We start from the raw sequence: 26,311 nt of genomic DNA, 5'->3' as shown, positions 1-26,311 counted from the left end.
AACATCGTTATATCTTACAATCACTTGTATTTACTATGTTTGAAATTAAGAAGATAATTGGCTCATTGTTAATGCCACTCCCGTTGCTTGGCATAATAACATTACTAATGGTATTTCTAGCGATAACACAGCGACGAAAAGCGCTCTATTTAGGGTTTATCAGTGTATTAAGCCTACTAATTGTAAGCACCCCTTATGTTGGTCAAACGCTGATTGCTTCAAGTAATAACCCACAATGGCAATTTAATAAACGCCAACACTCCCAGATTGATAACATTGTTGTTTTAGGTTGTACCATCATGCCGCATCCACAACTTGTTGCTAATAACCAACTGGGCGATTGTGCTATAAGCCGCTTATTAGAGGGTGTAAAACTTGCGCATCAATACCCGGATGCTATTTTATTTGTCTCTGGTGGTGGCTTTGCCAATACCACAAACAGCCAATTGATGTTTGAAACAGCCAAGACATTAGGTATCGCAGCATCAAGGATCAAACAAAACCCGCTTGCGATGGACACCGCAGAAGAAGCGAAAAGACTGGCGATATATTTGGTCGACAAAAAGAGTGCTTTAGTCACATCTGCAAGCCATATGCCGCGCGCAAAAGATCTCTTCAACGCGCAAGGAATCGAGGTAATACCCGCAGCAACAGATTATAAAGATTACAGCCAATTTCCCATGTACAAACAATTTATCCCCAGTGCCGATGTACTCGTTGCAGTTACACGAGTGAGCCACGAAAAGGTAGGCAGTCTGTGGATTAAATTACGCCGCTGGATTGATCCAGAGGCGTTGTAATCACTTAACCCTGTTAGATTAAACAGGGTTATCAATATCTATAAAAGTAACATCAAAACCATGCTGCTCAGCTAAAAGCTCGCCAAGCGCTTTTATTCCGTATCGCTCAGTAGCATGGTGACCTGCAGCGAAAAAATCAATTCCTTGCTCTCGCGAGCTATGAATAGTTTGCTCAGATGCTTCACCTGTCAAATAGGCATCAATACCTTGAGCAGCAGCTAAGTCAATATAACCTTGCCCACCCCCTGTACACCAAGCAATGGTTTCAATCTTGTCATCGCGCACTAAGCTCGTTAAAGGTTCACGGTGTAGCACTGTGCTAATTTTGTCTGCAAACTCTTTGCCCGTTAAAGGTGTTTTTAAAAATCCTTTTACTGCGACGCTGTTTGGTCCCGCTTCAAGGCCCGCGCTAAGCTCAATATCTAATAAGTGTGCAAGTTGCGCATTGTTGCCAATGACAGGATGAACATCTAATGGCAGATGATAAGCAAATAAGTTGATATCATGAGCAAGTAACGCCGCTACACGCCGTTTTTTCATACCTGTGATTGGCTGAGACTCACCTTTCCAAAAATATCCATGGTGAACCAAAATAGTATCCGCGCCGTGCTCAATAGCCGCATCAATCAATGCTTGGCTTGCCGTGACCCCTGTCACTATTTTTTTTACCTCGTTTGCACCTTCAACCTGAAGCCCATTCGGGCAAAAATCTGCGATTGAGTCGGGTTTTAGAATGTCGTTTAATAACTGAGTAAATTGTTTACGTTGCATATAGAAATCGTCCTCTACCCCTTAAATTTGTGCAAATTTTGGCGTTTATAAGTCAAAAATGGAAGGAAAATCGCAAAAAATTGAAAAGTAAGCTGAAAATAGGTATAAATATATATTCTTAATCTGTGTTTACAACGTATAGGGTCTCTGATGAGCAAACTAGACAAAACAGAAGTGTTAAATGCCTTCGAAGCAGCTTATGAAGCAGCGAATGGTAAAAAACCTGAAATCACAACAAAACCTGGTTGGTATAGCATCGACGGTGGCAAAAATTTGCGCCTTGCTGATGTTGCAGCGCTGACTGAAGAGCTCACTTCTGGTAAAACAGCTGAGCCTAAAGCAGAAGAAGCACCAAAAGCACCGGCAAAAAAAACCAAAACTAAAACCGCTGCGCCAGCTAAGTCAATTAAAAAGTCACCATTCACCGTAGTGAAAGCGAATGATGATGGTTTCAAAGCTGAAGAGCTGTGGATTGTTAACCTAGCTGAAAAAGACCACGATTGTCGTTTACCTCGTGGTGTTGTGTAACTAATTACACATTGGGAAAAAACCGCTACTAATGAAGTGACCCCATAAAGTTGGACTCATTTTTAAGCGGCTGCCAAGGCCTGATTTCGATACTGTATCGGACTCAGGCCTTTTAGTTTCAGCTTAATACGCTCGTTGTTGTAATAGTGGATATATTCTTTGATGTTTTCAATAAGCTCATTCACGTCTTTAAACGTTTCGTTGTGGTACATCTCACTCTTCAATATGCCGAAGAAGTTCTCAGCAACCGCATTATCTAAACAATTTCCTTTTCTAGACATACTTTGTTGCAACCCTTTTTCCTTGAGATGATTTTGATATTGTTTGTTTTGATATTGCCACCCTTGATCTGAGTGTACAACTGGCTTTTCATTTGGCTTCAACCTAGCAGTTGCTGTTTTAAGCATGTCAGTTACCAAAGGGAGTGCAACGGATTTTCTGACTTCGTAACTGATTACCTCTTGGTTGAATAGGTCAATCATAGGCGATAGATATACCTTCTCATTATTCACTTTAAACTCTGTCACATCCGTCACCCATTTTTGATTTGGCTTCTGCGCACTAAACTCGCGGTTAAGCGTATTTTCTGCGATTTTACCCACTTCACCTTTATAGGATTTATAGCGCTTAGGCCTTACTTTTGACTTGAGGCCTAACTCATTCATCAGCCGTTGAACGCGCTTATGATTAACAAGTACCCCCATTGTTCTCAGAGCACTCGTAATTCTGCGATAGCCATATCGTCCTTTATGCGCGTGATAGATATCACGTATTTTTACCAGTAAATCATTGCTTGCACAGGGTTGCTTACAGGTAGTGCGATGATAATAGTAAACACTCTTTGGCAGCCCTGTAGCCTTTAAAAGGTGTCGTAAGCTATGTTTTGCCTTGAACTCTTCGACGACTATCGTCTTGTCTTTGCTTTTTTCTTTCTGGCTTGAGCCAAGGCTTCTAACTTTTTTAGCACATCATTCTCTGCTCGTAAGTATGCTAATTCTTCTCGTAACTCCTCCTCAGTCATTTGCTCTACTGGTTTTGATGAAGAAGAATTATTAGTCATGACTGGCCTACCTTTTATTTGTGGTTTGAGACGTGATATACCATCACGAGCATAAAGCTTTTGCCATTGAAAAAGAATGCCAGGGGACGATAAATCGAAGAAAGCACTGGTATAACCGAGTGACCAACTGTTTGCTGTCATCGTTTTTAACACTTCTACCTTAAATGCTTGAGAATAAGGTTTGTGAACAGACCTGAAGCTTTCAGCGCCATGAATTCGATAAATAGCGGTCCAATATCGGACCTGCCTATCTGTAACATTAAATCTGTTACTTACTGTCGAAGAGCTTTCAGACAAAGCGAGCTCTGCTATTTTGAGCTTAAAAGCTCGATGATGTTTGGACATAAAAAGACCCCCAGTAATTGGAATGTCCAACTATTGGGGGTCACTTCATTATGCGCGGTTTTTTATTCTCATCAACAACAACGAATAGCAGCTGGGGCTAGTAGCAAACAAGGCTAAATAACAAAAAGCGATCTTCAACAAGCACTATCAAATGATACCAATTCGCTTAATTAAGTAAGAAATTTTGAGGTGATAAAACTTCGTTGATAATAAAGCAAAATTTCGGTATTTAGTTGTTCTCAGCAATTGCTCCTGCACTGCTCTACCTCCTGCTTCGATGCAGCCGTAAATAAGAAATTTTTAGCCCGGTAGTGAGCTGTTTAATCTCTCAAAATGATTAAGTATTATTGCGAATTGGTGTGAGAACTGAATACAAAAAAGACCCTGAACAGGGCCTTTTTCATACATTTTTAAAAAATTTACTTTTTGAGCAGTAAATCGTGGATATTGGCTAAATCCGATTTACCTTCAATAATTTCATCAGGTGTTAAGCCTGAAAGCTCGTGAGGGAACACCAGCCACTCGTCAGACTCATGAATATAATAATCTGGCACCATGTCTACCTTTGAGTTTTTAGGCTTGTAGTAGGGGCAAGCAACGCGAATATCGCGTGGTAAGTTTAAGCGCATTAATTCAGATAACTTTTCTTTTAATGCAAAAATACTGCGGCCAGAATCAAAAACATCATCCACAATAAGCAAAGAGTCACCCGCATTTGCATTTTCAATAATATAATGCAGGCCGTGTACTTTAATTTCTTTCGATTGCTGATTGATACCGTAATACGATGATGTACGAACAGCAATGTGGTCTGTCTCTATGCCTTTGTAATCGTAGTATTCTTGTACTGCAATACCAATTGGAGCGCCACCACGCCAAATACCAATGATGAAATCAGGACGAAAACCATCGTCATAAACTTGTGCCGCAACACGAAATGAATCTTCGAGAAGCTGCTGCGCAGTGATATAGCACTTATCTGACATAAATAGAAACCCCAGTGTGAATTGATCATCCAAGTGTAGTTAATGAAATATAAACTAACCACTTGATGAGAAAATGTGGGGCGAGATTTTATACTATATTGTGCGAAAAATCTTGTATCCGTTTGTAAAATTACCAAAAACGAAAAAACGCCCATCATCGGGCGTTTTTACTTATTTAGTTAGCAAACTGGTTATTACGCTTTCTCTAATAACGTTCTTGCTACTGTGCGCATCCCTTGGGTTGTTGCACCTGCAGCCCACTCGCTTGTGCTACCCATATTAAATGCTGCTGCAAGGTCAATATGAACCCACCCCTTGCCATCATTTGGCACAAAGCGAGATAAGAAACCAGCCGCATTCGATGCACCACCATAGCCACCGCCTTTTTGTGGGCGGCTGTTTGCTGTATCAGCATATGGTGAAGGGCAATTTTGTTGATGCCACTTCTCAAGCGGTAATGGCCAAGCGCCTTCCATTTCTTGCTCTGCAAAGTCTTGCACTTCACGGACAAACTCTTTATCAAGGCCAAATAGTGCGTTGTACTCTTGACCAACAGCCACCAGTGCAGCACCGGTTAGCGTTGCCGCATCAATAATTAATGGCGCACCGGTTTCACCCGCAGCCATTAAGCCATCAGCAAGCACTAGACGGCCTTCGGCATCGGTATTAACAATTTCAACTGTGGTGCCATTTTTATAGGTAAGAATATCACCTAGTTTATATGCATGGCCTGAAATTAAGTTTTCAGCACAACATAGGAATAATTTAATGCGCTTATTAACGCCACGGTTAATCGCAAGTGCTAAACCAGCCGTTACGGTTGCTGCACCGCCCATGTCACACTTCATGCCTAGCATGCCTTCACTTGGCTTAATAGAGTAACCGCCAGAATCAAATGTAATGCCTTTACCAACAAGCGCAGCGGCCACTGGCGCCGTTTCGTCACCCGTAGGGTTATAGTCTAGCTCAAGTAGTACAGGTGGGCGCTCACTACCACGACCAACCGCATGAATACCAATCCATTGCTGCTCAAGTAATGCATCCCCTTTAATAATTTGATAGCTAACATGCTCAGGCGCTAATGACTGAATAAACTCAGCCGCTTTACCAGCAAGGCTTTCAGGGAAAATATCATCAGCGGTCCCATTGATCATTTGACGAGCCCAAGTCGCTGCTTGCGTTAAAGAAGCCAGCTCTTTGCTGTCTGTTTTTGCATTCTCGGCAAATTCAACTGCGTCTAAATTCTTTGGTGAAACAAAGCCTTGGTAAAAAGCCCACTGTGTTTCTGTGCACCAAACATCACCCGTTAGCGCAATATTTTTTAAACCTTGATTCGCTAACGTACGCGCTGCTTTCTGAACGTTTTTAAGTGTATCTTGTTCAGTTAAATGAATAGTTGCGCCTTGTTCAGTAAAAGAAAGAGAGGCTTTATCACCCCAATGTGCGGCAGCAGCCTGCTCGCTTAGTTGAACTAAAAATTTTTCCGACATGTTAGAATACTCTTTTTGCGCTAAAAATTGTTCACTGAGTTTACTACAGGCTACGTCAGTTCCCAACCGCTTGCGATAAATAACGCCTTAAATGACAACGAAGGTGCACTCTGCTTGGTTATTCACTTACAATATAGAAAAGCTCAAATAAAAACAAAATAATGAAATTTAATCCTCCATTACAATCAGCCACTTTATTAAAGCGCTATAAGCGATTTTTAGCTGATTTAGTCACGCAAGATAATCAACAATTTACAGCACACTGCGCCAATACAGGCAAAATGACAGGCTGTGCCGAGCCAGGTTTTAACGCGTTTTACTCAACCAGTGATAACCCAAAACGTAAATACCCGCAATCGTTACAACTCACCCAAAATCAACATGGGCATTTAATTTGTGTTAATACTGCAGTTGCTAATCAAGTCGTTCAAGAAGCTCTCGAAAATCATCTTATCAAGCAGCTTGATGGCTACGATACACTGCAAGCTGAAGTGAAATACGGTCAAGAGAATAGCCGCATCGATTTTTTATTAACGGCTGAAAACGCCGCTCATTGCTATGTTGAGGTTAAGTCAGTGACCTTGCTATCAGAAGAAAAGCCAGAAACTGGCCAAGGTTACTTTCCCGATGCTAAAACAGTGCGAGGACAAAAACACCTGCGCGAGTTAATAGAAATGGTGCAACAGGGGCACCGAGCTGTTTTGCTTTTTGCTGTATTACATCAAGGAATTAATACAGTCAGTGGCGCATCACATATAGATGCTAAATACAGCGAACTATTAGTACACGCCGTTGACTGTGGTGTAGAAGTATATGCTTATAAAGCAGAGATTTCAGCCAGTCACATTGTACTGGCTGAAGAAGTGCCGTTTATTGCTTAGTCATTGAGATATCAATTTCATCGATCAGATTTTGTTCTATATCTGCTTCTTTGTAGTATAACGGTCTGAGTTTTGCTGTTTGAGAATAATAACGGCTTTGATCATCAAAGTGCTCTGAACGTGAATCAGAGCTCTGTGACATGGTTAATAATCCTTTAGCAACCGGTCCATCCTCAGTAAAATTCATCACAAACATCCAGCTTGAGCCATAGTTCACAGGGTAGCCTTGCGCTGATAAATTTGACGCTAAAGGTTGGCCTGTAACTGCATCCGGTAATGTTTGATAATCAGCATAAGGTATCAGAGTAGAGCGTGTTAAATTACTTCTATCGTATCTGAAAACATTAAAGCCTCCCTCAACATGCATCGGCCCAGCCCATGGAAGCTGCTCACCTGAAGCATGCCCTCCGGCCAGTGATTTTTCTACGAACTGAAGCTCAGCTAAAGTACTTGTTAATGGCACCCCATTCGCCTGCACATTTAACATAGCGTGCGCCAGTGCTTTTAATGCAACTTTATCTTGGCGTAGAGTATGAGGCGTATTAGCCGGGTCTGTAACATCAAAGTTGTTATATAAGTGTGCTGAAGGATTAAATAGATGCGCAAACTCACGGATCAATGCAGCACCTTCTGTATCTAAGTTCATAGCACCATTCCAGTTAGCAACGATATCGCAGGCAGGACTAATATCCACGTCAATACCCGCTGAAACTTGCACCGGTGTATTTCCTTGGGCAATACATTGTGAGGCTAAATCGGTAAATACCAGCTCACCTAAATAGATACGATTGCCAATTAATGCCTGTTCTAATTCATCAAGTGTAAATTTACCGTCTTCTCCCCTGCCTTCTTGCAATAACTTCAGACCCATTCGTGTTCTTAGTGATAAAGGCTTATGTACATCACCATACTGCGCAGCAAAACCAAGTAAAGGCTGTTTTAAGTTTGTCACCCAATAACTATCATTCGAGTTTTGTACATAGTCTGTCCGCGTAAGCTGGGGTGCTTCAGAAAAAGGCACCTTACCTTGGCTTTCAAAGAGCTTCATGTTGCCAGGCACCAAATCAAAGCCCGTTGATTCCCTCAAAGCAACGAGCTCAGGCTGCAAACGAATTGCTAGGTTAGCAGTGTCATCTAATTTAAGCACTGTGCTGTCATCAACGTAAAAAACAGTGCCCGTTTTATCTGTTGCCATCGTATTGTTAAACGACACCCCATCAAACTGAGCGAATGACGCTTTCATATCATCAAGACTCACGGCTTGGTTGAGTGCTGACCACTGCGCTACAACATCCATATTAAATTCATTGGCATCTTTTATGGTAAATGCTTGAGTGTCATTCCAGCCTAACCCTCTTTCAGCAGGCGTTTCTAGCATCAAACCATGGTGGCTGTAATAAAATGGTTTTGTAAGCTCAATCGTTGTGTTTGGCCCCACAGCAACCTCCACCGTTACCATTTTACTGGTAATAGTGTGTTGCTCACCCTCAACACCATAACTCATGCGGTCATTTTCATTTAATGCGAGCTGATAAATTAAAAAGTGACGTGCCGTCGAGAAGGTGTGCGTCCAGGCCACATGTTCATTAAAACCTATATTAATAACGCCAGGCATGCCTTGCAGGCTCCCACCCATCACATTCATAGCACCAGGGACTGTTAAGTGTGACTGCCAAAAACGCAAATTTCCTTCATGAGGAAAATGTGGATTTGCTAATAATCCGCCCTGACCGTTGGCCATCATCTCTTTACCCAGCCCCCAGCCATTTGAGCCCAAGTGCTCAAATTTCTTCTCTAACTTAAATTGCTTTGCTTGCTGATTTATATTTTTAACAAGGCTCGAAACGGCACTCGGTTCACTACCACTTGGCACAGGCAAATACTCATCACCATCACCTGGGTTTGCAAAAAATGCTAATTCTAAAAAGTTAGCTGAGCTTGCAAGTTGCACTGTCGCCATTGAATAAGCCAGCATATCTTGAGCCGTTAAGCTAATAACCCAAGGCTGAGATGCACATTCAGGCGCTAAATTTTCAGCCCCCGTATCAGTCACATATTTATTGAAGCCCTGCACAAACCCTTCAAAATGAGCACGACTTGTTTCATCTAATTCAGCATAATGTTCCGCCGCATACTCATTTACACCTAGTGCTTTATAACCAAAATCAGAGATTAAGTGTTTTGAATCGCCACTCCCCGCAACTTGATCAGGGCCATAGTATTTAGCACGCTCGCCGCGGGTTTTAATTATTTGATCCATTAATAAACACGCATGATCTTTTGCATAAGCATAGCCACTGCCAAATGCCAAGCTTTCAAGGTTTGATGCTGTAATATGTGGGACGCCATAACTTGTCCAACGAATATTGGCATCAAGCGTCTTGTTATCTGCAAAAGTAGGTATTGCGACCTTTACAACATCTTCAGGTTCGGGTGTTGTCGTAACGGGGGGCTCAACGGTTTTATTATCGTTATCTGAGTTACAACCTACAGCAAGAAATGCGGCTGCAATGCTGAACATTATTGGATGAAGTTTCATTGTGCTTCCTTTATTATGAGTATTATATCCATCAACCAGCTTGCCTTAATTAAAAGACTAAATCTTGACCCTCCACGCAAAATATTGACTTTGCGCGCCTAGTCATGCAGCTTAACTGTTGCTAATAATAATAAAAAATGAACGACTATGTTTTATGTCAATAGCCAAATCATTCGCTCCTTGGTCTATTTCCTACAAAAACAAGGGCTTGAGAAAGAACAGCTGCATGCATTACTTGCTGAGCGCCGCTGTTATCTCAATGAAACTAGCTACCGATTTCCTGTATCAGATTACGAATCGTTAATGCATTATGCTGATACCCAGCTTAAGCAAGAGCATATAGGCCTTTTGTTTGGTCAATCACTCAAAGCACAAAACTGGGGGCTATTGGGGCATGTCGCCTTGGTGAGTCAAAATCTTGAGAAAGCGCTGCAGCATGCGCAAAGATTAAATTCACTGGTAAGAAACATTGGTCGAATAGAGCTGAGAAAAGTGCAGCAGCAATGCCAACTGAGCTGGCATGCACGAAGTCCAATACGACATTACATGGTCGATGAACTGTTTAGTAGTTGGTTATCGTTTGCAAACCACTGCTGCCAGCAAAACGCTGAACTTGCGCTTGAAAAAGTAACCCTTACCAGACCCATTCCGAGCACTGCGAGTGTGCACATTTATCAGCATACTTTTAACTGCCCTATCGAATTTGGTGCCAAATCCAACAGCCTTATTTTTAATGAAAAACTACTTAATAGCCGTTTACACTCGCCAAACCCAGAGCTTGAACAACTCTTGTTATCGCAAGCGGGAGATTTAACGCCGTATGCAGATCATATTAATGAATTAAATGCCTTTATTGCCTGCCAATTCCCTGTTATTCCGAGTGTTGAGCAAGCCGCATTACAATTAGGCTTAAAGAAACGCAGCTTGCAGCGCTACCTCACTGGGCAGCAACTAAGCTTCACAAAGTTAATTGATCAGCAAAGAAAACAACACGCAAAACGCATGTTACTGCAAGGCTATTCAGTGCTTGAGATCAGCAATAAACTGGGATTTTCAGAGCAGAGTGCTTTACAACGCGCATTTAAACGCTGGTACGACACAACCCCCAAAAAGTTTCTCAATGAACACATGTTTTAAGTTGTAATATGATTTTTTGCCCATATAACTTAGCAAATTAAAAATTGCACGGGCCGTGTAAACGAATAAAACCGCCCATTCTTATTTTTAAAGTCGATAAGTTGGGGCATACAGGATTAATTAAAAAATAAATTTGCCTCAAACAGAAGATTCTGCTATTTATAGCCGCCGGCTAATGCTGGGCAAAATATTAAGGATTTAGGAGAAAGTTATGCCAGACCAGAAAAGACTAGGGTTATTGGCTCAGGCCGGGTTAGAGCCGTATCAGGAACAGCCGGGTGAAGAGTATATGAATGATGCACAACGTGCTCATTTTAAAACAATTTTAGAAGCTTGGCGTAACGATTTACGTAACGAAGTAGACCGTACTAAATCGCACATGCAAGATGAAGCAGCTAACTTTCCAGATCCAGTAGACCGTGCAGCACAAGAAGAAGAGTTCTCTTTAGAGCTTCGCACTCGTGACCGCGAACGTAAACTGATCAAGAAAATTGAAAAAACAATTCAATTAATCAAAGATGATGACTTTGGTTATTGTGAATCATGTGGTATCGAAATTGGTATCCGCCGCTTAGAAGCGCGTCCAACAGCTGATTTATGTGTTGACTGTAAAACGCTTGCGGAAATTAAAGAAAAACAATCAGGACGCGGTTAATTACATACATTAATTAACCTATGTCTACCACAGCCGTTAATGCGCCTATGCGCACATACAGGGGCCGTTTTGCGCCATCACCTTCTGGGCCATTGCACTTTGGCTCATTAATAGCGGCTGTGGGCAGCTTCCTTGATGCAAAATCAAATCAAGGTAAGTGGCTAGTCCGAATAGAAGACATTGACACACCCCGTGTTGTACCCGGCGCAAGCGATGACATATTACGCACTCTAGAAGCGTATGGTCTGCACTGGGACGAAGGCGTTATCTACCAAACTAAACGCCATACTGAATACCAAGCCGTTGTTGACGCACTCATTGCAAAGAACTTTGTCTACGCCTGTCATTGCACACGTAAAGAAATCAAAGCAATGGGCGGAATATACCAAGGGTATTGCAAATCAAAACATCACCCATTAAACGATTCTGCACTGCGCTTAACTCAGCAATTTGCGACGAGTGAATATCACGACCTTATTCAAGGTCAGGTTAATATTGACAGCCGACTTGCTAAAGAAGACTACCTTATAAAACGAAGTGATGGCTTATTTGCTTATCAGCTGGTTGTCGTCGTCGATGATATTGCACAAGGAATAAGCCACGTGGTGCGTGGAGCCGATTTACTCGAGCCAACAGCAAGACAACTCAGCTTATTTAAGCAACTAGGGCAACCAGCACCTAACTACGCGCATCTACCATTGGCTGTTGCAAAGCCCGGTTTTAAATTATCAAAACAAAACTACGCACCGGCCATATCAAAACGTTCGCCAAAACCAGCATTATTTGATGCGTTTCGTTTTTTAGGTTTAAACCCAGAGCCTGCTCTATTGTCTTCAACAGTCGAAGAAATGCTTAATTGGGCAATCTCAGCCTACCGTATTGAAAACATCCCAACAGCGCTAGAAATACAAGTTAGTGAGAATCCACACGCCACTTTTTGTGATTTTCAAGTCATTACAAAATAAATTGCCAATTTTAAAGGCAGAGTAACTTAATTTTTGAGCCACGCTGGTATATGATAGCGACCCAAAGTGTGCGAATCATTAACACCATACTGTAGCGTCATATAAAACACACATTTACTGACTCAATCTCATATCGACGAAGTGAAAAAACACACGCTATACTTGATGAGTCGCAAAGTCCGCGTCGTAGGAGACAGATTATTATTTCCAAGCTTTTTCAATTTTGTCGGCAAATTATCGGCCCAAATGCCTCGACTTCAACAAATGCCGCACAAACGAGCGAGTTACCTTTGGTGATCGAGCGCAGTGAACATGGTATTTCACGCAAACAATTTAGCCCAAATGCAATCAAAGTATTATACCGCCTCAAAGAAGGTGGCTACGATGCTTACTTAGTCGGTGGTTGTATTCGAGATATATTGTTAGGCCAACAACCTAAAGACTTTGACGTAGTTACAAATGCGACGCCAGAACAAATCAAAAAACTATTTCGTAACTGTCGCCTAATTGGTCGTCGCTTTCGTTTAGCGCACATTGTGTTTGGCCGTGAAATAATTGAAGTTGCTACGATGCGCGGCCATCATGAAGCCGACGAAGAAAAAAACCACGTTAGCCAATCAAGCGAACATGGGCAACTGCTGCGAGATAATGTGTACGGTAGTATTGAAGAAGACGCCGAGCGTCGAGATTTCTCAATTAATGCGCTGTATTATTCAATTAATGATTTTTGCATCTATGACTACGCCAACGGTATTAGTGCAATAAAAGCCAAACAGGTTGAATTAATTGGCGATCCAGAAACCCGCTACCGTGAAGACCCTGTACGTATGCTGCGTGCAGTCCGTTTTGCAACAAAGTTAGGCATGACCATTGCGCCTTCGACAGAAAAGCCAATGAAAGAGCTTGCAAGCTTATTAGACCACATTCCTCCTGCACGTCTATTTGAAGAGTCACTCAAGCTGTTTTTAAATGGTAAAGCAGAAGAAAACTATATCATGTTGCGTCAGTATGGCCTTTTCAAAGCCCTATTCCCTGCCCTTGATAAAATTTTGAATGCTAACCCAGATGGACTCGAGCATGCATTTATTCTGCAAATGTTTAAAAACACAGATAAACGTATCAATGCAGAGAAAAAAGTAACCCCTGCGTTTATATTCGCTGCACTATTGTGGTTCCCGTTATTAGACATCGCTAAAAAATTACAGCAACGTGACCAACTTTCTGAGTTTGATGCATTTGCACAAGCGATGAATAAGGTACTCAGTGAAAGCGCACAACATGTTGCCGTACCTAAACGGTTTACGTTAGGCGCTAGAGATATCTGGCATATTCAACAACGCCTTGATAAACGCGGTGGTCAACGCGCATACCGGTTAACGCAACAGCCTCGTTTTAAAGCTGCCTACGACTTTTTACTATTACGTGTTCAAGCTGGTGAGCAGCAACATCAGGAACTTGCTACGTGGTGGACGGCGTATTTAAGCCAAGATATAAATGGCCAAAAAGAGATGGTTAAAGCACTTGGCCATCAAGGTGGCCCTAAACGCCGCCGTCGACCTCGTAAGAAAAGAGCAGAATAAACATGAACATAGTGTATTTAGGGTTAGGCGCAAATTTAAATGCGCCACGTACACAAATTCGTAATGCTATTGCAGCATTACAAGGGCTACCAGAAATTGAGCTGGTTTGCGTATCGCATGATTACGCAAGTAAGCCAATGGGGCCACAAGATCAACCCGACTATGTCAATGCGGTTGCGTGTATTAAAACGGCTCTGCAACCAGAGCAACTACTCGATTTAACCCAAGCAGTAGAACGTGATCATGGCCGTGTACGTAAAGAAGAACGTTGGGGACCTCGCACCCTTGATATTGATATTCTATTATTTGGTGACCAAGTGATCGACACGCCTCGCCTTACCGTGCCTCATTATGGCCTCGTTGAGAGAGAGTTTGTTGTTTATCCTTTATTAGAGATAGCCCCTTCTCTTGTTTTACCGAATAACCAATCACTTGCTGATATAACAAAAACGTTGCCTTTAAACGATTTACAAAAACTCCCTCAGCAGTAATCAACCTAGGCGAAGCCTTAGAGGAAATTATGTCTAAAATCACCGTTTCAACTCTTAATAAAATGAAACACGAAAAACAAAAAATTACCGCGCTTACAGCTTACGATGCCAGCTTTGCAAAATTGTTTCATGATAATGGCGTCGAAGTGATTTTAGTCGGTGACTCACTGGGCATGGTTTTACAAGGTGGTGATGACACATTAGCAGTAACGAACAGCGAGATTGCTTACCATACACGGTGTGTCCGCGCCGGTAGTCGCGAGCTATTCATCATCGCTGACTTACCTTTTATGACCTACTCAAACCCTGCCGATGCGTGTAAAAATGCAGCCGAGTTAATGCGTGCTGGCGCCAACATGATCAAACTTGAAGGTGGCGAGTGGTTACACGACAGCATCCGCGCAATGACGCAACAAGGCATACCTGTGTGTGGTCATTTAGGTTTAACACCTCAGTCTGTGCACGTATTTGGCGGCTTTAAAATTCAAGGCCGCGAACAATCACAAGCTGATAAAATGCTTAGCGATGCTAAAGCGCTTGAAGCTGCAGGTGCACAATTATTGGTATTAGAGTGTATTCCTAGTGAATTGGCTAAGCGTATTACCGATGAATTAACTATCCCGACAATCGGAATTGGTGCTGGCAATCAAACCGACGGACAAATTTTAGTTATGCACGACCTCGTCGGCATTTCAGCTGGTTATATCCCTAAGTTTTCAAAAAACTTTTTACTTGAAACAGGGAATATGCCAGCAGCCGTGCAAAAGTATTGTGAAGATGTAAAAAGTGGTGCTTTCCCAAGTACCGAACATGAGTTTAAATAATGCAATCAATCACTGAAATAAAATCGTTACGTAGTCAAATCAAAGCTTGGCGTCAAGCTGGACTTAGCATTGCACTCGTCCCAACCATGGGCAACTTGCACCAAGGGCATTTTTCATTAGTTGAAAAAGCAAAAACGTTAGCCGATAAAGTCGTCGTCAGTATTTTTGTTAATCCTATGCAATTTGGCGCCAATGAGGATCTCGACAACTACCCGCGCACGCTCAACGAAGATAAACAAGGCCTAGCAGAACTTGAAACTGACATCGTGTTTACACCGTCAGTTGAAACCATCTATCCAAATGGCCTTGGTGAACAAAGCTTTGTTGATGTACCTGGCGTGTCGATGGGTTATTGCGGTGGTTCACGTCCCGGCCATTTTAAAGGTGTCGCTACCGTTGTGACTAAGTTATTCAATCTTGTGCAACCTGACTTTGCCTGTTTTGGTGAAAAAGATTTTCAGCAACTGCAAGTGATTAAAACCATGACACGCGATCTCTCTATCCCTGTCGAGATTGTCGGTGTACCTACGTGCCGTGAAATATCAGGCCTTGCTATGAGCTCACGTAATGGCTATTTGTCTGATGAGCAAAAAGACACCGCAAAAGCATTATTTGCAACCCTTAACGAGACGGCTGAGCAGCTAAAACAAGGCCAAACGGATTTCGCTGAATTAGAAGCTAAAGCCAAAGCCACGCTTGAAGCCGCAGGCCTAAAACCTGATTATTACTCGATTGCCGAACGATCAACGCTAAAAGCTGCATCAGCAGCGGATAAACAACTGGTTATTTTAGCCGCAGCCTTCTTAGGATCGGTTCGTTTAATTGATAATTTGCAAGTTACGCTGGATTAAGTTTCAACAATCTGGGTAAGATGGATTTAAAAGAATAGCCATAAACTAGGGATAAGCATGAAAAAATTACCAGCTATTGCAGTATCATTGTTTGCATTCACCTTGTTAGCAGCTTGCTCAAGCAAGATTGATAACCCAGAAATGCAACAATGTGCCCAACAAAACTATCAATGCGAAGCCAGCTGCGAACAGCAAAGCACCGCAGATGGCTTAGTTCATAAAGTCTGTAGTAACAAGTGCATCGAAGCTTACAATCAATGTAAAGCGAATGCAGAAAAGTTAGGCGAAGTTAAATAAATTTGCCTTTCTGAGGCACTGAATTATATCAATTTACTTAATTAAACATTCTATTTTGAGTGTTATTGCGAATTGGTATGTGTCAGTTCAGTGCCTGCACCTTCCTTCTCGATTACAATTTCACTTTTTCAATTAAGCGTCTGCTAATTTTGTTCATATTTTTGTTCATCCTTTAAGCTATTCATATTAGGGCAAGCTTTCGTTCATTAAACTTCTCCATATTGGTGACGAATTAACAACTGCTACCGTGTAATTGTTTCTCACTAATTTCAAAATTTACTCTTCGCATTTAGCTGTACCAACTCAACGTCATTGAGATTATTAGTGTTTTTTTAGGTTCACTTTTTGCTGAGAGGTATGAATGAATAAACGTGATTTACGGCTAAAGGAAAAATTAATGAAACCAGAAACCCGAACTAAGCTCTTCAGCGCTGTTAAAAAGAAGACCTTCTTGGGCGTATTATTAGCCATGAGTGCAGGCCATACTTACGCAACTGAAAACCAAACTCAGCCACAAAAAACTGAAACACAGCACACCGTTGTTGAGCAAAAGCCTGCGATGATCACAATTCCACAAGAGAAACTATTTGATGTAATCACTGCTCGCGCTAAAAAGTTAGCCTCTGAGCCGTATGTCGCACTAAAAGATTTAGAACTTGAAGCATTAACCAGCATTAGTTATCAAGATTACCGTGCTATTCGCTTTCGCCCAGATCAAGCAATCTGGAAAGATCAAAGCTTATATGAAGTGCAATTATTTCATCCTGGCTTTTTATATAAATCACCGGTGGCAATTAATACCCTAGAGCAAAATGCCGAAGTTAAAAGCCTGCCTTTTAAAACTGATTATTATCGTTACGATGCAACCGCGGCTCCGTTGGAAGCAGAAATAAGCACTGCAATTAAGAATACTCAGTTGGGTCATGCCGGTTTTCGTCTGCATTTTCCGCTCAATAATAGCGAATACAAAGATGAAGTTGCGGTATTCCAAGGTGCCTCTTATTTTCGTTTAGTGGGCCCACACCAAGTCTATGGCCTTTCAGCCCGCGGACTTGCGGTTGATACTGCTCTTAGCTCGGGCGAAGAATTTCCCGTGTTTAAAGAATTTTGGTTAGTAAAACCAGCGCCTGAAGACACCACTATCGTGCTTTATGCACTGCTTGATAGCCCATCTGTTGCTGGAGCATATCGTTTTGAGTTAACACCTTCGACAAACACTGAAGTAAAAACTCAGATGCAAATTTTTGCCCGCAAAGATATTAAAAAACTGGGTATAGCACCACTAACAAGTATGTTTTATCACGGTGAAAACAGCACCAAGTTTTTTGATGACTACCGTCCAGAAGTACATGACTCAGACGGCCTATTAATGCAATCAGCAGAGGGTCAATGGGTATGGCGAGCACTTAACAACCCTAAAAAATTAAGTGTTACATCATTTAGTTATGATAATCCGAAGGGATTTGGCCTCGCACAACGTGACCGTGATTTTAACAATTACTTAGACACAGAGGCACATTACCATAACCGCCCGAGTATGTGGATTGAGCCAATGGGTTCGTGGGGGAAAGGCCGCGTTGAGCTGGTAGAGATTCCCACAGACACAGAAACTAACGACAACATTGTTAGCTACTGGGTGCCTGAGCAAGCGATGAAAGCAGGCGATAGCTTAAGTTTCAGCTATAAGCTATCAACTTTTAATGCAACCCTTGCATCTCAGGATAAAGCGAGTGTTTTAAGAACACGCATAGGCAGTGCAGCCCTGCCTGGCGAAAAGAATCCACCACCAAAAAGTCACCGTCAATTTACTGTTGACTTCAGTGGTGAAAACATCAATCAACTGTCTGCAAATTTTGCTATGAAGGCCGATTTAGCACTGTCATCAGGTGAGATTAGCGATAAAACAGTTCAGCAGTTACCGAATAATCAAGGATGGCGCGTCGCGTTTAAAGTGGCGCCAGAGGGAGATAAGCCTGTCGATATGCGCTTATCGTTAAAACTACGTGACAAAGAAATCAGCGAGGTATGGAGCTATGTCTGGTATCCAAATGACGTCCAATAGCAAAACATTAACACCAACCGCAATGCCATTTAAGAAAACTCGCGTTTGGCTATTTTCATGCCTTGCGCTAGCGATTACTGCATATGGTGTGTGGATCATGTTCGATATTTTAAATTCTAACGGCATGACACCGCTTGAGTACGCATTGCTGTTTTTATTTTCAGTGACCTTCGCGTGGATCGTAACAGCCTTTTGTAGTGGCTGTATGGGCTTTATTTTACAACTGCTGCGTATTGACCCACTGACGCTTAAACGTCAAAAGCCCATTGAAATTAACGAACATGCACTAAGCCAGACTAAAACAGCTGTCGTGATGCCAATTTATAACGAAGATACCGAGCGTGTGATCGCTGGTTTTGAAGTGAGTCTTCGATCGCTCGCTAAAACGGGCCAAATGCCGAACTTCGATTTCTATTTACTTAGTGATACACAAGATCCAGAGATTGCGCGCAATGAACTAAAAGCATGGAATGCATTAACGGCACGTTTAGGTGACTTAGCTCAGCATACTTTTTATCGTCGTCGTGAAGATAATAAACACCGTAAAGTGGGTAACCTCACTGATTTTTGTGAACGCTGGGGAAGTCAATACGAGCACATGATTGTACTTGATGCTGACAGCATCATGACAGGAAAATGTATGCTTGAGTTAACCACAAGCATGATCAGTAATCCAAAATCAGGCCTTATTCAAACGATTCCGATTCCGGTTCGCCAAGATACTTTTTTTGGTCGATTTTTACAATTCGCCTCAATCTTATACAGCCCTATGCTGGCGACAGGTTCTGCATTTTGGCAAACCAATCAAGCAAATTACTGGGGACACAACGCAATTATTCGTGTTGAAGCCTTCACGCAATGTTGCGGTCTTCCTGTATTAAAAGGCAATGCCCCTTTTGGTGGAGAGATTTTAAGTCACGATTTTGTTGAAGCATCACTGCTACACCGTTCTGGTTGGGATGTATTATTACTCAGCGATATTGAAGGCAGCTATGAAGAAGTACCGAGCAACATTCTAGACTACGCAATTCGCGACAGACGATGGGTGCAAGGTAATATTCAGCATCTCGGTTTATTGCCAAAATCAGGTTTGAAACTGATGAGTAAAATGCACTTTTTATTTGGTGCCACAGCGTATATCTCATCACTTATTTGGTTATCTATGCTGGCATTAAGTACCTTGGATGCAGTTACGCGTGCACTGAATAGTGATGTGTATTTTAACCATGCGTACCAGCTATTTCCTACTTGGCAAATTGCTAAAACTGATTTAATTGATTCACTGCTATTTATCACTGCGGTATTACTACTTTTACCAAAACTTATGGGATTGATAGTGACTTTAGTGCATCGCAATAAAGCCTTTGGTGGCAGTGTAAAATTGATCGCAGGCTCACTCATTGAGAGCGTATTTGCTATTGTAATCGCGCCACTCATGATGGTGTTTCATAGCTACTTTGTAGTGTGTGTATTTCTTGGTAAGAAAGTTAGCTGGGATGCGCAGCCTCGTGAAGGACGCATGGTGCCGTGGCAAGAAGCAATTGGGTATACTCTATTTTCAACCATCACCGCTATTATTTGGGGTGGTGTAGCTTATTACTATACCCCGACTTTCTTTTGGTGGTTATCACCTATTTTAGTTGGACTGATTTTAGCAGCCCCGATTGTACGTTACTCAAGTAGTATAGGATTAGGCATAAAAATGCGTAAATTGGGCTTATTCTTATGCCCAAGCGAAGTGCAAAACGATGACACTCTGGCAGCACTTCGTGTGCATCAGCAAGAGATTGGTCTTCCTAAAGACGAGCACGCTAATTTTAACATTCCCGCATTACCAACCGAGACCCCAACGGTGATGCCAATCCAAAGCTTTAAAGCTAAGCCTGGCAAAAAGCGCAAACAAGTTCGCCTTGCTCAGCAACGCATAAAAGCAAAACTCTTTGCTAAAAGCTAAAACGAAAAGAACCGCTCATTGAGCGGTTCTTTTATCACTGTCTGTATTGATTGTTACAGAAGATCTAGCTTTTTAAGTTCAGCCATTGCCATCTTGCCTGAAAGCGGCACATAACCATCTTTCTCAACAATTTTTTGACCATCTACTGATAACACCATTTTTAAGAACTCTGCATCAATAGGTGCAAGTGGCTTATTAGGGTGTTTGTTAACGTATACGTATAAGAAACGAGAAAGTGGGTATTTGCCCGTTGCAACGTTTTCTAATGTCGCATCAACAAAGTTATCACCTTTCTTAGCAAGTGGCACAGTACGTACACCCGATGTCTTATAACCGATACCTGAGTAACCAATCGCATTCACTGACGAAGAGATTGACTGAACAACCGATGCAGAACCTGGTTGCTCATTTACATTGTTACGGAAGTCACCTTTACACAATGCTTTTTTCTTGAAGTAACCGTAGGTCCCTGATACTGAGTTACGACCATAAAGTTGGATATCTTTTGCAGCCCAATCACCTGTTAAACCTACATCACTCCAACGATTTACTTGAGCATCAGCACCACACTTGCGAGTTGAAGAGAAAATAGCATCCACTTGGTCAATACGTAAACCTTCGATTGGGTTATCTTTATGTACAAAAACCGCTAGCGCATCAATTGCAACGCGAACTTCTGTAGGCTTGTAACCATAACGTTTCTCGAAAGCTTCAATTTCTTTAGACTTCATACGTCGGCTCATAGGGCCGAAGTTTGCAGTCCCCTCTGTCAGTGCTGGAGGCGCAGTTGAAGAACCCGCTGCTTGGATTTGGATGTTTACATTTGGGTAAAAGCGTTTATATTCTTCCGCCCAAAAGGTCATCATATTGGCAAGTGTGTCAGAGCCCACAGATGAAAAGTTACCAGAAATACCACTTGTTTTTTGGTACTCAGGCATATCTTTATCAACTGCAGCTGCTTGAGCTGATACAAATGTTGTTACAGCCACACCCATTGCGGCAACGAGATTTTTAAATTTCATAGGGGTTACTCCGATTTGTTCGTCCCATTTCCTAACTGCAGTCTACTCTAAAGACACTAGATGACAGTTAGATTACCCTAAAATGACAGTTTTATGACTTTGCATTAATTTCTAAAGAGTCTGGTAAGCGAACGACTTTATCGCTGCTAAAGGCAAACGAAAATGTCGATCCTTCACCAACTTTACTCTTAATATTCAAATGACTATCGTGACGTGTAAGTACATGTTTTGTTATCGCTAAACCTAAGCCAGAGCCACCCGTTGTGCGACTACGTGCTTTATCTACTCGATAAAAACGCTCTGTTAGGCGATTAATATGTTCGCTGGCAATACCATCACCGTTATCAGTGACACTAAACGCAGCCTGATTATTTTTAAGCTGCCAATCGACCACAATTTTACCGCCAGGCTTAGTGTAATGAATGGCGTTAAATACCAAATTAGAAAATGCACTGCGTAACTCATCCTCAGCACCTTTAATATCTAAATGGCTATCGACATTAAAAATAAGCTCATGGCCTTTATCTTGATTCAGCGATTGTGCTTCTGTGTGAATATAGGTGAGTAACTTTGGCACATTCACAGGCTTGTCGTTGTCTTGACGGCGAGCGCCTTCAATGCGAGACAATGACAAGAGTTGGTTTACTAGACTGTCCATGCGTTTGCATTGTTCGAGCATCGTTGTTTGCGCTTTATTCCACATACTTGGCGGTGGCATGTTATCGCCATCAAGCATTTCTAAATAACCAGTCACGACCGTAAGTGGTGTTCTCAATTCGTGTGATACATTGGCCACAAAGTCTTTACGCATTTGCTCTAATTGCTTTAGTCGCGTGACATCACGAACAACCATCATTAACTGCGAGCTTGCATAGGGCATGACCCTAAATTCGAGTATTTGTTCATAACTGTGACCACCATCCAGCTCCAGTGGCTCATCAAAACTGGCTTGGTGCATATATTTAGCAAATTTAGGATCACGAATAAGGTTATCGAGTCGCTGTCCATGATCCGTTGGCCATTGTAAGCCCAATACTTTAAGCGCGAGTTGATTACACCAAATAATACTCAGATCTTTTTGCAACACCACAACCGCATCAGGTACCGCCTCTGCACCATCACGAAAACGGCGAATTAAATCAGCCAGTTCATTACGCTTTTTACGATTACGATGCTGTAAATGGTAGATCCCTTCAAAAACTTGCTCCCAAGCTCCCTCACCTTCAGGTGGGTTGAAGCTACGCTGATTAAGGAGCCAATCACTAAGGCGATAGAGTTGATGATAATGCCAAATCAGTAGTGCAAAGGAGCCTAAAAATAAAAGCAAAAATGGCGCACCTACAAGCACGCCAACTAATAACAAAGGTAAGAAATACATAAACAGGCGTTTTGCTAACGCCTGTTTATTGACTACTCGATACATACACTCACTTTACCTTAAGAATGTAAATTAGCTGAATATAGTCAGCCAACGCACTTATAATTTACTTGAAAAACGATAACCTGCACCACGCACAGTTTGTACGAGCCTGTCATGTCCAAGGGGTGCTATCGCTTTACGTAAACGACGAATATGTACATCAACAGTACGGTCTTCAACGTAAACGTTTGTTCCCCATACATGATCAAGTAATTGTTCACGGCTGTAAACACGTTCAGGGTGAGTCATGAAAAAATGCAGTAGTCTAAATTCAGTAGGTCCCATATCTAATTCGCTTCCCTCAGAGGTGACACGATGTGAAATAGGGTCAAGGCGCAAACCATGTACTTCAATAGCCTCTTCGAGTGAAGTCGGCGATACACGGCGGATAACCGCTTTAATACGGGCCATTAATTCTTTTGGCGAAAATGGTTTAGTAACATAATCATCAGCACCCACTTCAAGACCGCGTACTTTATCTTCTTCTTCACCGCGGGCTGTTAGCATAATAATAGGGATTTGACGTGTATATTCGCTTTGCTTAAATTTCTTCGCAATCTGAATTCCGCTTCCACCGGGTAGCATCCAGTCTAATAAAACCATATCGGGGTATGGCTCAACCATTGCCTCAATTGCAGAATCATAATCTTCGGCTTCAATTGCTTGAAAACCATTTTGCTCTAAAACAAAAACCAGCATCTCTCTGATAGGCGCTTCGTCATCGACGACTAGTACTTTACGTGACATTCCAATTTATCTCTTTCGTTAGCGAACTGGTTTCATTATTATGACTAAGTATGACATTTTTATGAAAGTCTAACGAGTAATTCAAAAAGCACCAAAAAAACTCAGTAAAAATGAATGGTTTTCCGCTTAAATATGCTTTTTTACACCTTAAAAGTCATACCTTAATGTTACAGCAAGGTGATCTTCATCAGCTTTATTATCGAGTGAAAACTGCGTATACCACATATACATACGTGCTTGTTTCGAAAGGCTTCTCTCAACGCCGACCGATGTTCCGGTGCCAGAGTCTTTTAATTTACCAAAGTCTCCTTCTGAGTCTTGATATTGAGCAAGTAACTTATACTTATCAATTTTATAAGAGGCACTAAGCAAAAAACCATCTTCAGTATCTGAGCCTGATACTTTTTCACTTTGTTGATACATGCCCCCAATCACAAGATCACCTATTTTGCTTTGTGCAGTAAACCGCGTGATGTCGTAACCCGCAACCTGACTGTCATGTGCAACACTTACAAAATAAGGTGTGTTTTTAAGTTTGCTATCACCGTATATAAAGGCAGCAGAGATGCCTGTTTCATCATCTTGCTTTGAATTGTCTTCAGCAATATACGTCACAACAAATTGTAAGTTTCCGACAATTGGTGAGCTGTAATGTACGACATCACCTAAACGATTTTCACCATTAAACAATGCTTTAACGTCCCCATTAAAGTCATTCATTTGGTCAATCTTGCCTTGTGATATTTTAAGGGCAGTATCATGACGGCCTAAAACAATTTGACCATAACTGCCTTGTAAACCGACATACTGATTACGCGCAGAGATATTTTCTTCGGTTTTACCATCGCTATCTTGATCTGCTGCATTTACAGCAAACTCAAACTTATAAACCGCTTTCAGACCCTCATTTATTTCACCGCTGCCTTTAATTCCAATCCGCGAGCTGTAGCTTTCAACTGATGTTTTACTTCCTTCATTGGTGTCACTATTGGCAACCCCTAAATGCGCCCGACCATATATATCAACGGCTTCAGCAACACTATTAAAAGAAAGTAGGCACATTGCAAAGCTCGAGAACATAATGGCGGTTTTTTTCATGGTAGCGACCCTTAATGTAAGCAATAACTTAAAAATCGAACATAAAGCCATATTGGTCAAGTTCTAAACAGTATATTTAAGATAAACATTTCAGATCACTGATCTACTAACTTCAGCAAGTCAGGATCAGATTTTTACCAAGCCGATCTATTTCGGATCATGATCTTACTAAGTTAGTCTACTAACTCTTTGATTTAATGCTCAACACGTTACCCGCTTGTTTAAAAGTTAAACAAAAATAGGCAATGATCATCCTAAAACTAGTAAAATAATGATCCGTGCTATTTATGGTTAGTAAAACAATGATCTTAAAATAAACAGTAAGTAAAACACTGATCCGTTAAGATCGAGGCAATAAAAAACCGGCCATTAAAGCCTAATGCAGATCAGTTAAGCATATTTTTATGATCACTTGACTGATCTTTTCATAGCTTCACAATCCGATATTAGAAATAGTATCGGATTTTTTTATGTCTCTAATTCAACACTTCGATGATATGTCCTCCTTTTTAGATGATGTACATACACTCGACAAACTTAAGCAGGTTCTTGACCCAGATATTCTTGAACAAGCATTTGAACATGCGGGAGTTGCCACTGTTCGCAGAAGGCGGTTACCGCTAGAAGCTATTATGTGGTCTGTAATTGGAATGAGTTTATTCCGAAACGAAACTGTGTGGGATATTGCTAACAGACTCGACATATCCTTGCCTGGAAAAAACAAATTAGTAGCGCCGAGTGCGCTCGTGCAAGGTCGCCAAAGGTTGGGTTACGAAGCAGTCCAACAAACATTTCRATTACTTTCACATAAAGTRTTTACCACCCAGCCTTTTGAGCAGTGGTGTGGACTTAATTTACTTGCAGTGGATGGCGTTAGCTTCCGAACTCATGATAATCAAGAAAACCGAGAAAAGTTTGGCAGTGACAGTAATCAGCATGGAGAAGTCAGCTATCCACAAATTCGAATGTGTAGCTTAATGGAAGTATCTAGCCACTTATTGTTAGACAGTAGTTTTGATGCCCGTTGTGTAGGCGAAATGAGCTTAGCTCAACGTCTATTACCAGCCGTACCGGATAACTCTCTGACCTTGTTTGACCGTGGTTATTATTCATTAGGGCTACTTTATCAATGGCAAAGCCAAGGAAAAAACTCTCACTGGATGTTGCCAGCAAGGAAGGATTTACAGTATCAAGTTGAACACAGTATCAGTGACAATGATAAGATTGTTACCTTRTCTACAAGCCTTCAGGCGAGAAAGAAGTTTGAGTCATTRCCAGATACCATAACGGCAAGATTAACTACTTATAAAGCTGATGGAAAAAGCTATCGTGTTCTGAGTTCGCTTATTGACCCTTTACGATTTCCGCATGACGAATTAATAGAGGTTTATACACAACGCTGGGAAATTGAGCTGGCGTTTAGAGAAATAAAGCAGGGATTGAATCACAGCAAACATACATTACGTAGTAGGAAGCCAGACATGGTACGCCAAGAGTTATGGGGGTTACTACTCGCTTACAACTTAATACGTATAATCATGCTTGATGCAACTAAAGAAGAAGATATCTTGCCTACTCAATTAAGCTTTAGCCAATCTATGCGGCAGGTAATCGCTTTCTTCATGTTTACGCCAATACATAGTGCAAGTAAGTTACCTGTTCATTATGATGAGTTACTGAAAACACTTAGGTTGTTTATCTTACCCGATAGGCTACCAGACAGGCATTATCCAAGGGTGATAAGAAGGAAACCAAATAAGTATCCTTACAAAAGAAAATGCCAGTCAGCTCTTAACTGACTGGCATTA

Annotated in this window: 24 protein-coding genes; 14 read left to right on the top strand and 10 right to left on the bottom strand. The window is 41.6% G+C overall.

The genetic code is table 11. The annotated features are described in order from the left end of the window. The first annotated feature begins 35 nt into the window (after positions 1–35). Positions 36–800: a YdcF family protein gene (locus tag BWD47_RS00220; protein WP_036967513.1), complete on the top strand. Its 765-nt coding sequence runs from the start codon at positions 36–38 to the stop codon at positions 798–800. A gap of 18 nt (positions 801–818) precedes the next feature. Here BWD47_RS00220 and BWD47_RS00215 read toward each other — a convergent pair whose 3' ends face one another. Further along, positions 819–1,571: a Nif3-like dinuclear metal center hexameric protein gene (locus BWD47_RS00215; protein WP_075593162.1), complete on the bottom strand. Its 753-nt coding sequence runs from the start codon at positions 1,569–1,571 to the stop codon at positions 819–821. Between the two features lie 150 nt (positions 1,572–1,721). Between BWD47_RS00215 and BWD47_RS00210 the strand changes: the two genes are divergently transcribed. Continuing rightward, positions 1,722–2,099 (top strand): hypothetical protein, encoded by a 378-nt coding sequence (locus BWD47_RS00210; protein ID WP_075593161.1) that lies wholly within the window; start codon positions 1,722–1,724, stop codon positions 2,097–2,099. Between the two features lie 62 nt (positions 2,100–2,161). Here the strand turns inward: BWD47_RS00210 and BWD47_RS00205 are convergent, their stop codons facing one another. The 4 genes from BWD47_RS00205 to pepB all read right to left on the bottom strand — a co-directional run bounded on the left by BWD47_RS00205 (position 2,162) and on the right by pepB (position 5,980). Then, positions 2,162–3,007 carry an IS3 family transposase gene (locus BWD47_RS00205; RefSeq protein ID WP_256719127.1) on the bottom strand — a complete coding sequence of 282 codons (846 nt, stop codon included), beginning with the start codon at positions 3,005–3,007 and terminating at the stop codon, positions 2,162–2,164. Further along, positions 3,004–3,504 (bottom strand): transposase, encoded by a 501-nt coding sequence (locus BWD47_RS00200; protein WP_036979831.1) that lies wholly within the window; start codon positions 3,502–3,504, stop codon positions 3,004–3,006. Before BWD47_RS00200 ends, BWD47_RS00205 begins: the two co-directional genes overlap by 4 nt. Before the next feature lie 419 nt (positions 3,505–3,923). Next, a complete protein-coding gene (locus BWD47_RS00195) occupies positions 3,924–4,490 on the bottom strand; it encodes a phosphoribosyltransferase (RefSeq protein WP_036970696.1) in 567 nt (188 codons plus the stop codon). 194 nt (positions 4,491–4,684) lie between these two features. Then, complete coding sequence (gene pepB, locus BWD47_RS00190) at positions 4,685–5,980, bottom strand: aminopeptidase PepB (protein ID WP_036971743.1); 1,296 nt, start codon at positions 5,978–5,980, stop codon at positions 4,685–4,687. A gap of 161 nt (positions 5,981–6,141) precedes the next feature. On the opposite strand from pepB, the gene sfsA reads away from it, so the two are divergent. Continuing rightward, positions 6,142–6,861 carry a DNA/RNA nuclease SfsA gene (sfsA, locus tag BWD47_RS00185; RefSeq protein ID WP_074988886.1) on the top strand — a complete coding sequence of 240 codons (720 nt, stop codon included), beginning with the start codon at positions 6,142–6,144 and terminating at the stop codon, positions 6,859–6,861. On the opposite strand, the gene BWD47_RS00180 is transcribed toward sfsA, so the two are convergent. Further along, positions 6,851–9,400 carry a penicillin acylase family protein gene (locus tag BWD47_RS00180; RefSeq protein ID WP_075593159.1) on the bottom strand — a complete coding sequence of 850 codons (2,550 nt, stop codon included), beginning with the start codon at positions 9,398–9,400 and terminating at the stop codon, positions 6,851–6,853. The genes sfsA and BWD47_RS00180 overlap by 11 nt on opposite strands. 147 nt (positions 9,401–9,547) lie before the next feature. On the opposite strand from BWD47_RS00180, the gene BWD47_RS00175 reads away from it, so the two are divergent. From BWD47_RS00175 to mdoH, 10 genes are all read left to right on the top strand, one after another. After that, positions 9,548–10,537, top strand: coding sequence for an AraC family transcriptional regulator (locus BWD47_RS00175; protein WP_036970703.1), 990 nt, complete (start codon positions 9,548–9,550; stop codon positions 10,535–10,537). A 211-nt stretch (positions 10,538–10,748) separates the two neighbouring features. Then, entirely contained in the window at positions 10,749–11,192 is a 444-nt protein-coding gene (gene dksA, locus BWD47_RS00170) for an RNA polymerase-binding protein DksA (protein ID WP_036970706.1), read from the top strand. A gap of 20 nt (positions 11,193–11,212) precedes the next feature. After that, positions 11,213–12,157: a tRNA glutamyl-Q(34) synthetase GluQRS gene (gluQRS, locus tag BWD47_RS00165; RefSeq protein ID WP_036970711.1), complete on the top strand. Its 945-nt coding sequence runs from the start codon at positions 11,213–11,215 to the stop codon at positions 12,155–12,157. Between the two features lie 293 nt (positions 12,158–12,450). Then, positions 12,451–13,737, top strand: coding sequence for a polynucleotide adenylyltransferase PcnB (gene pcnB, locus BWD47_RS00160; RefSeq protein ID WP_081759737.1), 1,287 nt, complete (start codon positions 12,451–12,453; stop codon positions 13,735–13,737). A 2-nt stretch (positions 13,738–13,739) separates the two neighbouring features. Next, positions 13,740–14,228 carry a 2-amino-4-hydroxy-6-hydroxymethyldihydropteridine diphosphokinase gene (folK, locus tag BWD47_RS00155; protein WP_036970716.1) on the top strand — a complete coding sequence of 163 codons (489 nt, stop codon included), beginning with the start codon at positions 13,740–13,742 and terminating at the stop codon, positions 14,226–14,228. Between the two features lie 29 nt (positions 14,229–14,257). Next, positions 14,258–15,052: a 3-methyl-2-oxobutanoate hydroxymethyltransferase gene (gene panB, locus BWD47_RS00150; RefSeq protein WP_036970718.1), complete on the top strand. Its 795-nt coding sequence runs from the start codon at positions 14,258–14,260 to the stop codon at positions 15,050–15,052. Continuing rightward, positions 15,052–15,903, top strand: a complete 852-nt coding sequence (panC, locus tag BWD47_RS00145; protein ID WP_074988882.1) for a pantoate--beta-alanine ligase — start codon at positions 15,052–15,054, stop codon at positions 15,901–15,903. Before panB ends, panC begins: the two co-directional genes overlap by 1 nt. Before the next feature lie 57 nt (positions 15,904–15,960). Then, on the top strand, positions 15,961–16,200 hold the full coding sequence (locus BWD47_RS00140) for a hypothetical protein (protein ID WP_075593158.1): 240 nt from the start codon (positions 15,961–15,963) through the stop codon (positions 16,198–16,200). Between the two features lie 397 nt (positions 16,201–16,597). After that, the gene (locus BWD47_RS00135; RefSeq protein ID WP_075593157.1) at positions 16,598–18,262 is read left to right on the top strand and encodes a glucan biosynthesis protein; all 1,665 of its coding nucleotides are present in this window, start codon (positions 16,598–16,600) and stop codon (positions 18,260–18,262) included. Further along, entirely contained in the window at positions 18,234–20,216 is a 1,983-nt protein-coding gene (mdoH, locus tag BWD47_RS00130; RefSeq protein ID WP_036970731.1) for a glucans biosynthesis glucosyltransferase MdoH, read from the top strand. The genes BWD47_RS00135 and mdoH overlap by 29 nt, the downstream gene beginning before the upstream one ends. A 53-nt stretch (positions 20,217–20,269) precedes the next feature. Here mdoH and BWD47_RS00125 read toward each other — a convergent pair whose 3' ends face one another. From BWD47_RS00125 to BWD47_RS00110, 4 genes are all read right to left on the bottom strand, one after another. After that, positions 20,270–21,238: a PstS family phosphate ABC transporter substrate-binding protein gene (locus BWD47_RS00125; RefSeq protein WP_065978046.1), complete on the bottom strand. Its 969-nt coding sequence runs from the start codon at positions 21,236–21,238 to the stop codon at positions 20,270–20,272. Positions 21,239–21,329: 91 nt separating this feature from the next. Continuing rightward, the gene (gene phoR, locus BWD47_RS00120; protein ID WP_036970737.1) at positions 21,330–22,661 is read right to left on the bottom strand and encodes a phosphate regulon sensor histidine kinase PhoR; all 1,332 of its coding nucleotides are present in this window, start codon (positions 22,659–22,661) and stop codon (positions 21,330–21,332) included. Between the two features lie 54 nt (positions 22,662–22,715). Further along, positions 22,716–23,405 carry a phosphate regulon transcriptional regulator PhoB gene (phoB, locus tag BWD47_RS00115; RefSeq protein ID WP_036970740.1) on the bottom strand — a complete coding sequence of 230 codons (690 nt, stop codon included), beginning with the start codon at positions 23,403–23,405 and terminating at the stop codon, positions 22,716–22,718. Positions 23,406–23,552: 147 nt separating this feature from the next. Further along, positions 23,553–24,503: a porin gene (locus tag BWD47_RS00110; protein WP_075593156.1), complete on the bottom strand. Its 951-nt coding sequence runs from the start codon at positions 24,501–24,503 to the stop codon at positions 23,553–23,555. Between the two features lie 470 nt (positions 24,504–24,973). Here BWD47_RS00110 and BWD47_RS00105 point away from each other — a divergent pair, with 470 nt between their 5' ends. After that, the gene (locus tag BWD47_RS00105; protein ID WP_083633601.1) at positions 24,974–26,302 is read left to right on the top strand and encodes an IS4 family transposase; all 1,329 of its coding nucleotides are present in this window, start codon (positions 24,974–24,976) and stop codon (positions 26,300–26,302) included. Positions 26,303–26,311: the final 9 nt, after the last annotated feature.

Source organism: Pseudoalteromonas sp. PAB 2.2 (assembly GCF_001938575.1).
Taxonomy (GTDB): domain Bacteria; phylum Pseudomonadota; class Gammaproteobacteria; order Enterobacterales; family Alteromonadaceae; genus Pseudoalteromonas; species Pseudoalteromonas lipolytica.
The sequence above is the reverse complement of the archived record's forward strand: the minus strand, read 5'-3'. Positions and strand labels throughout refer to the sequence as shown.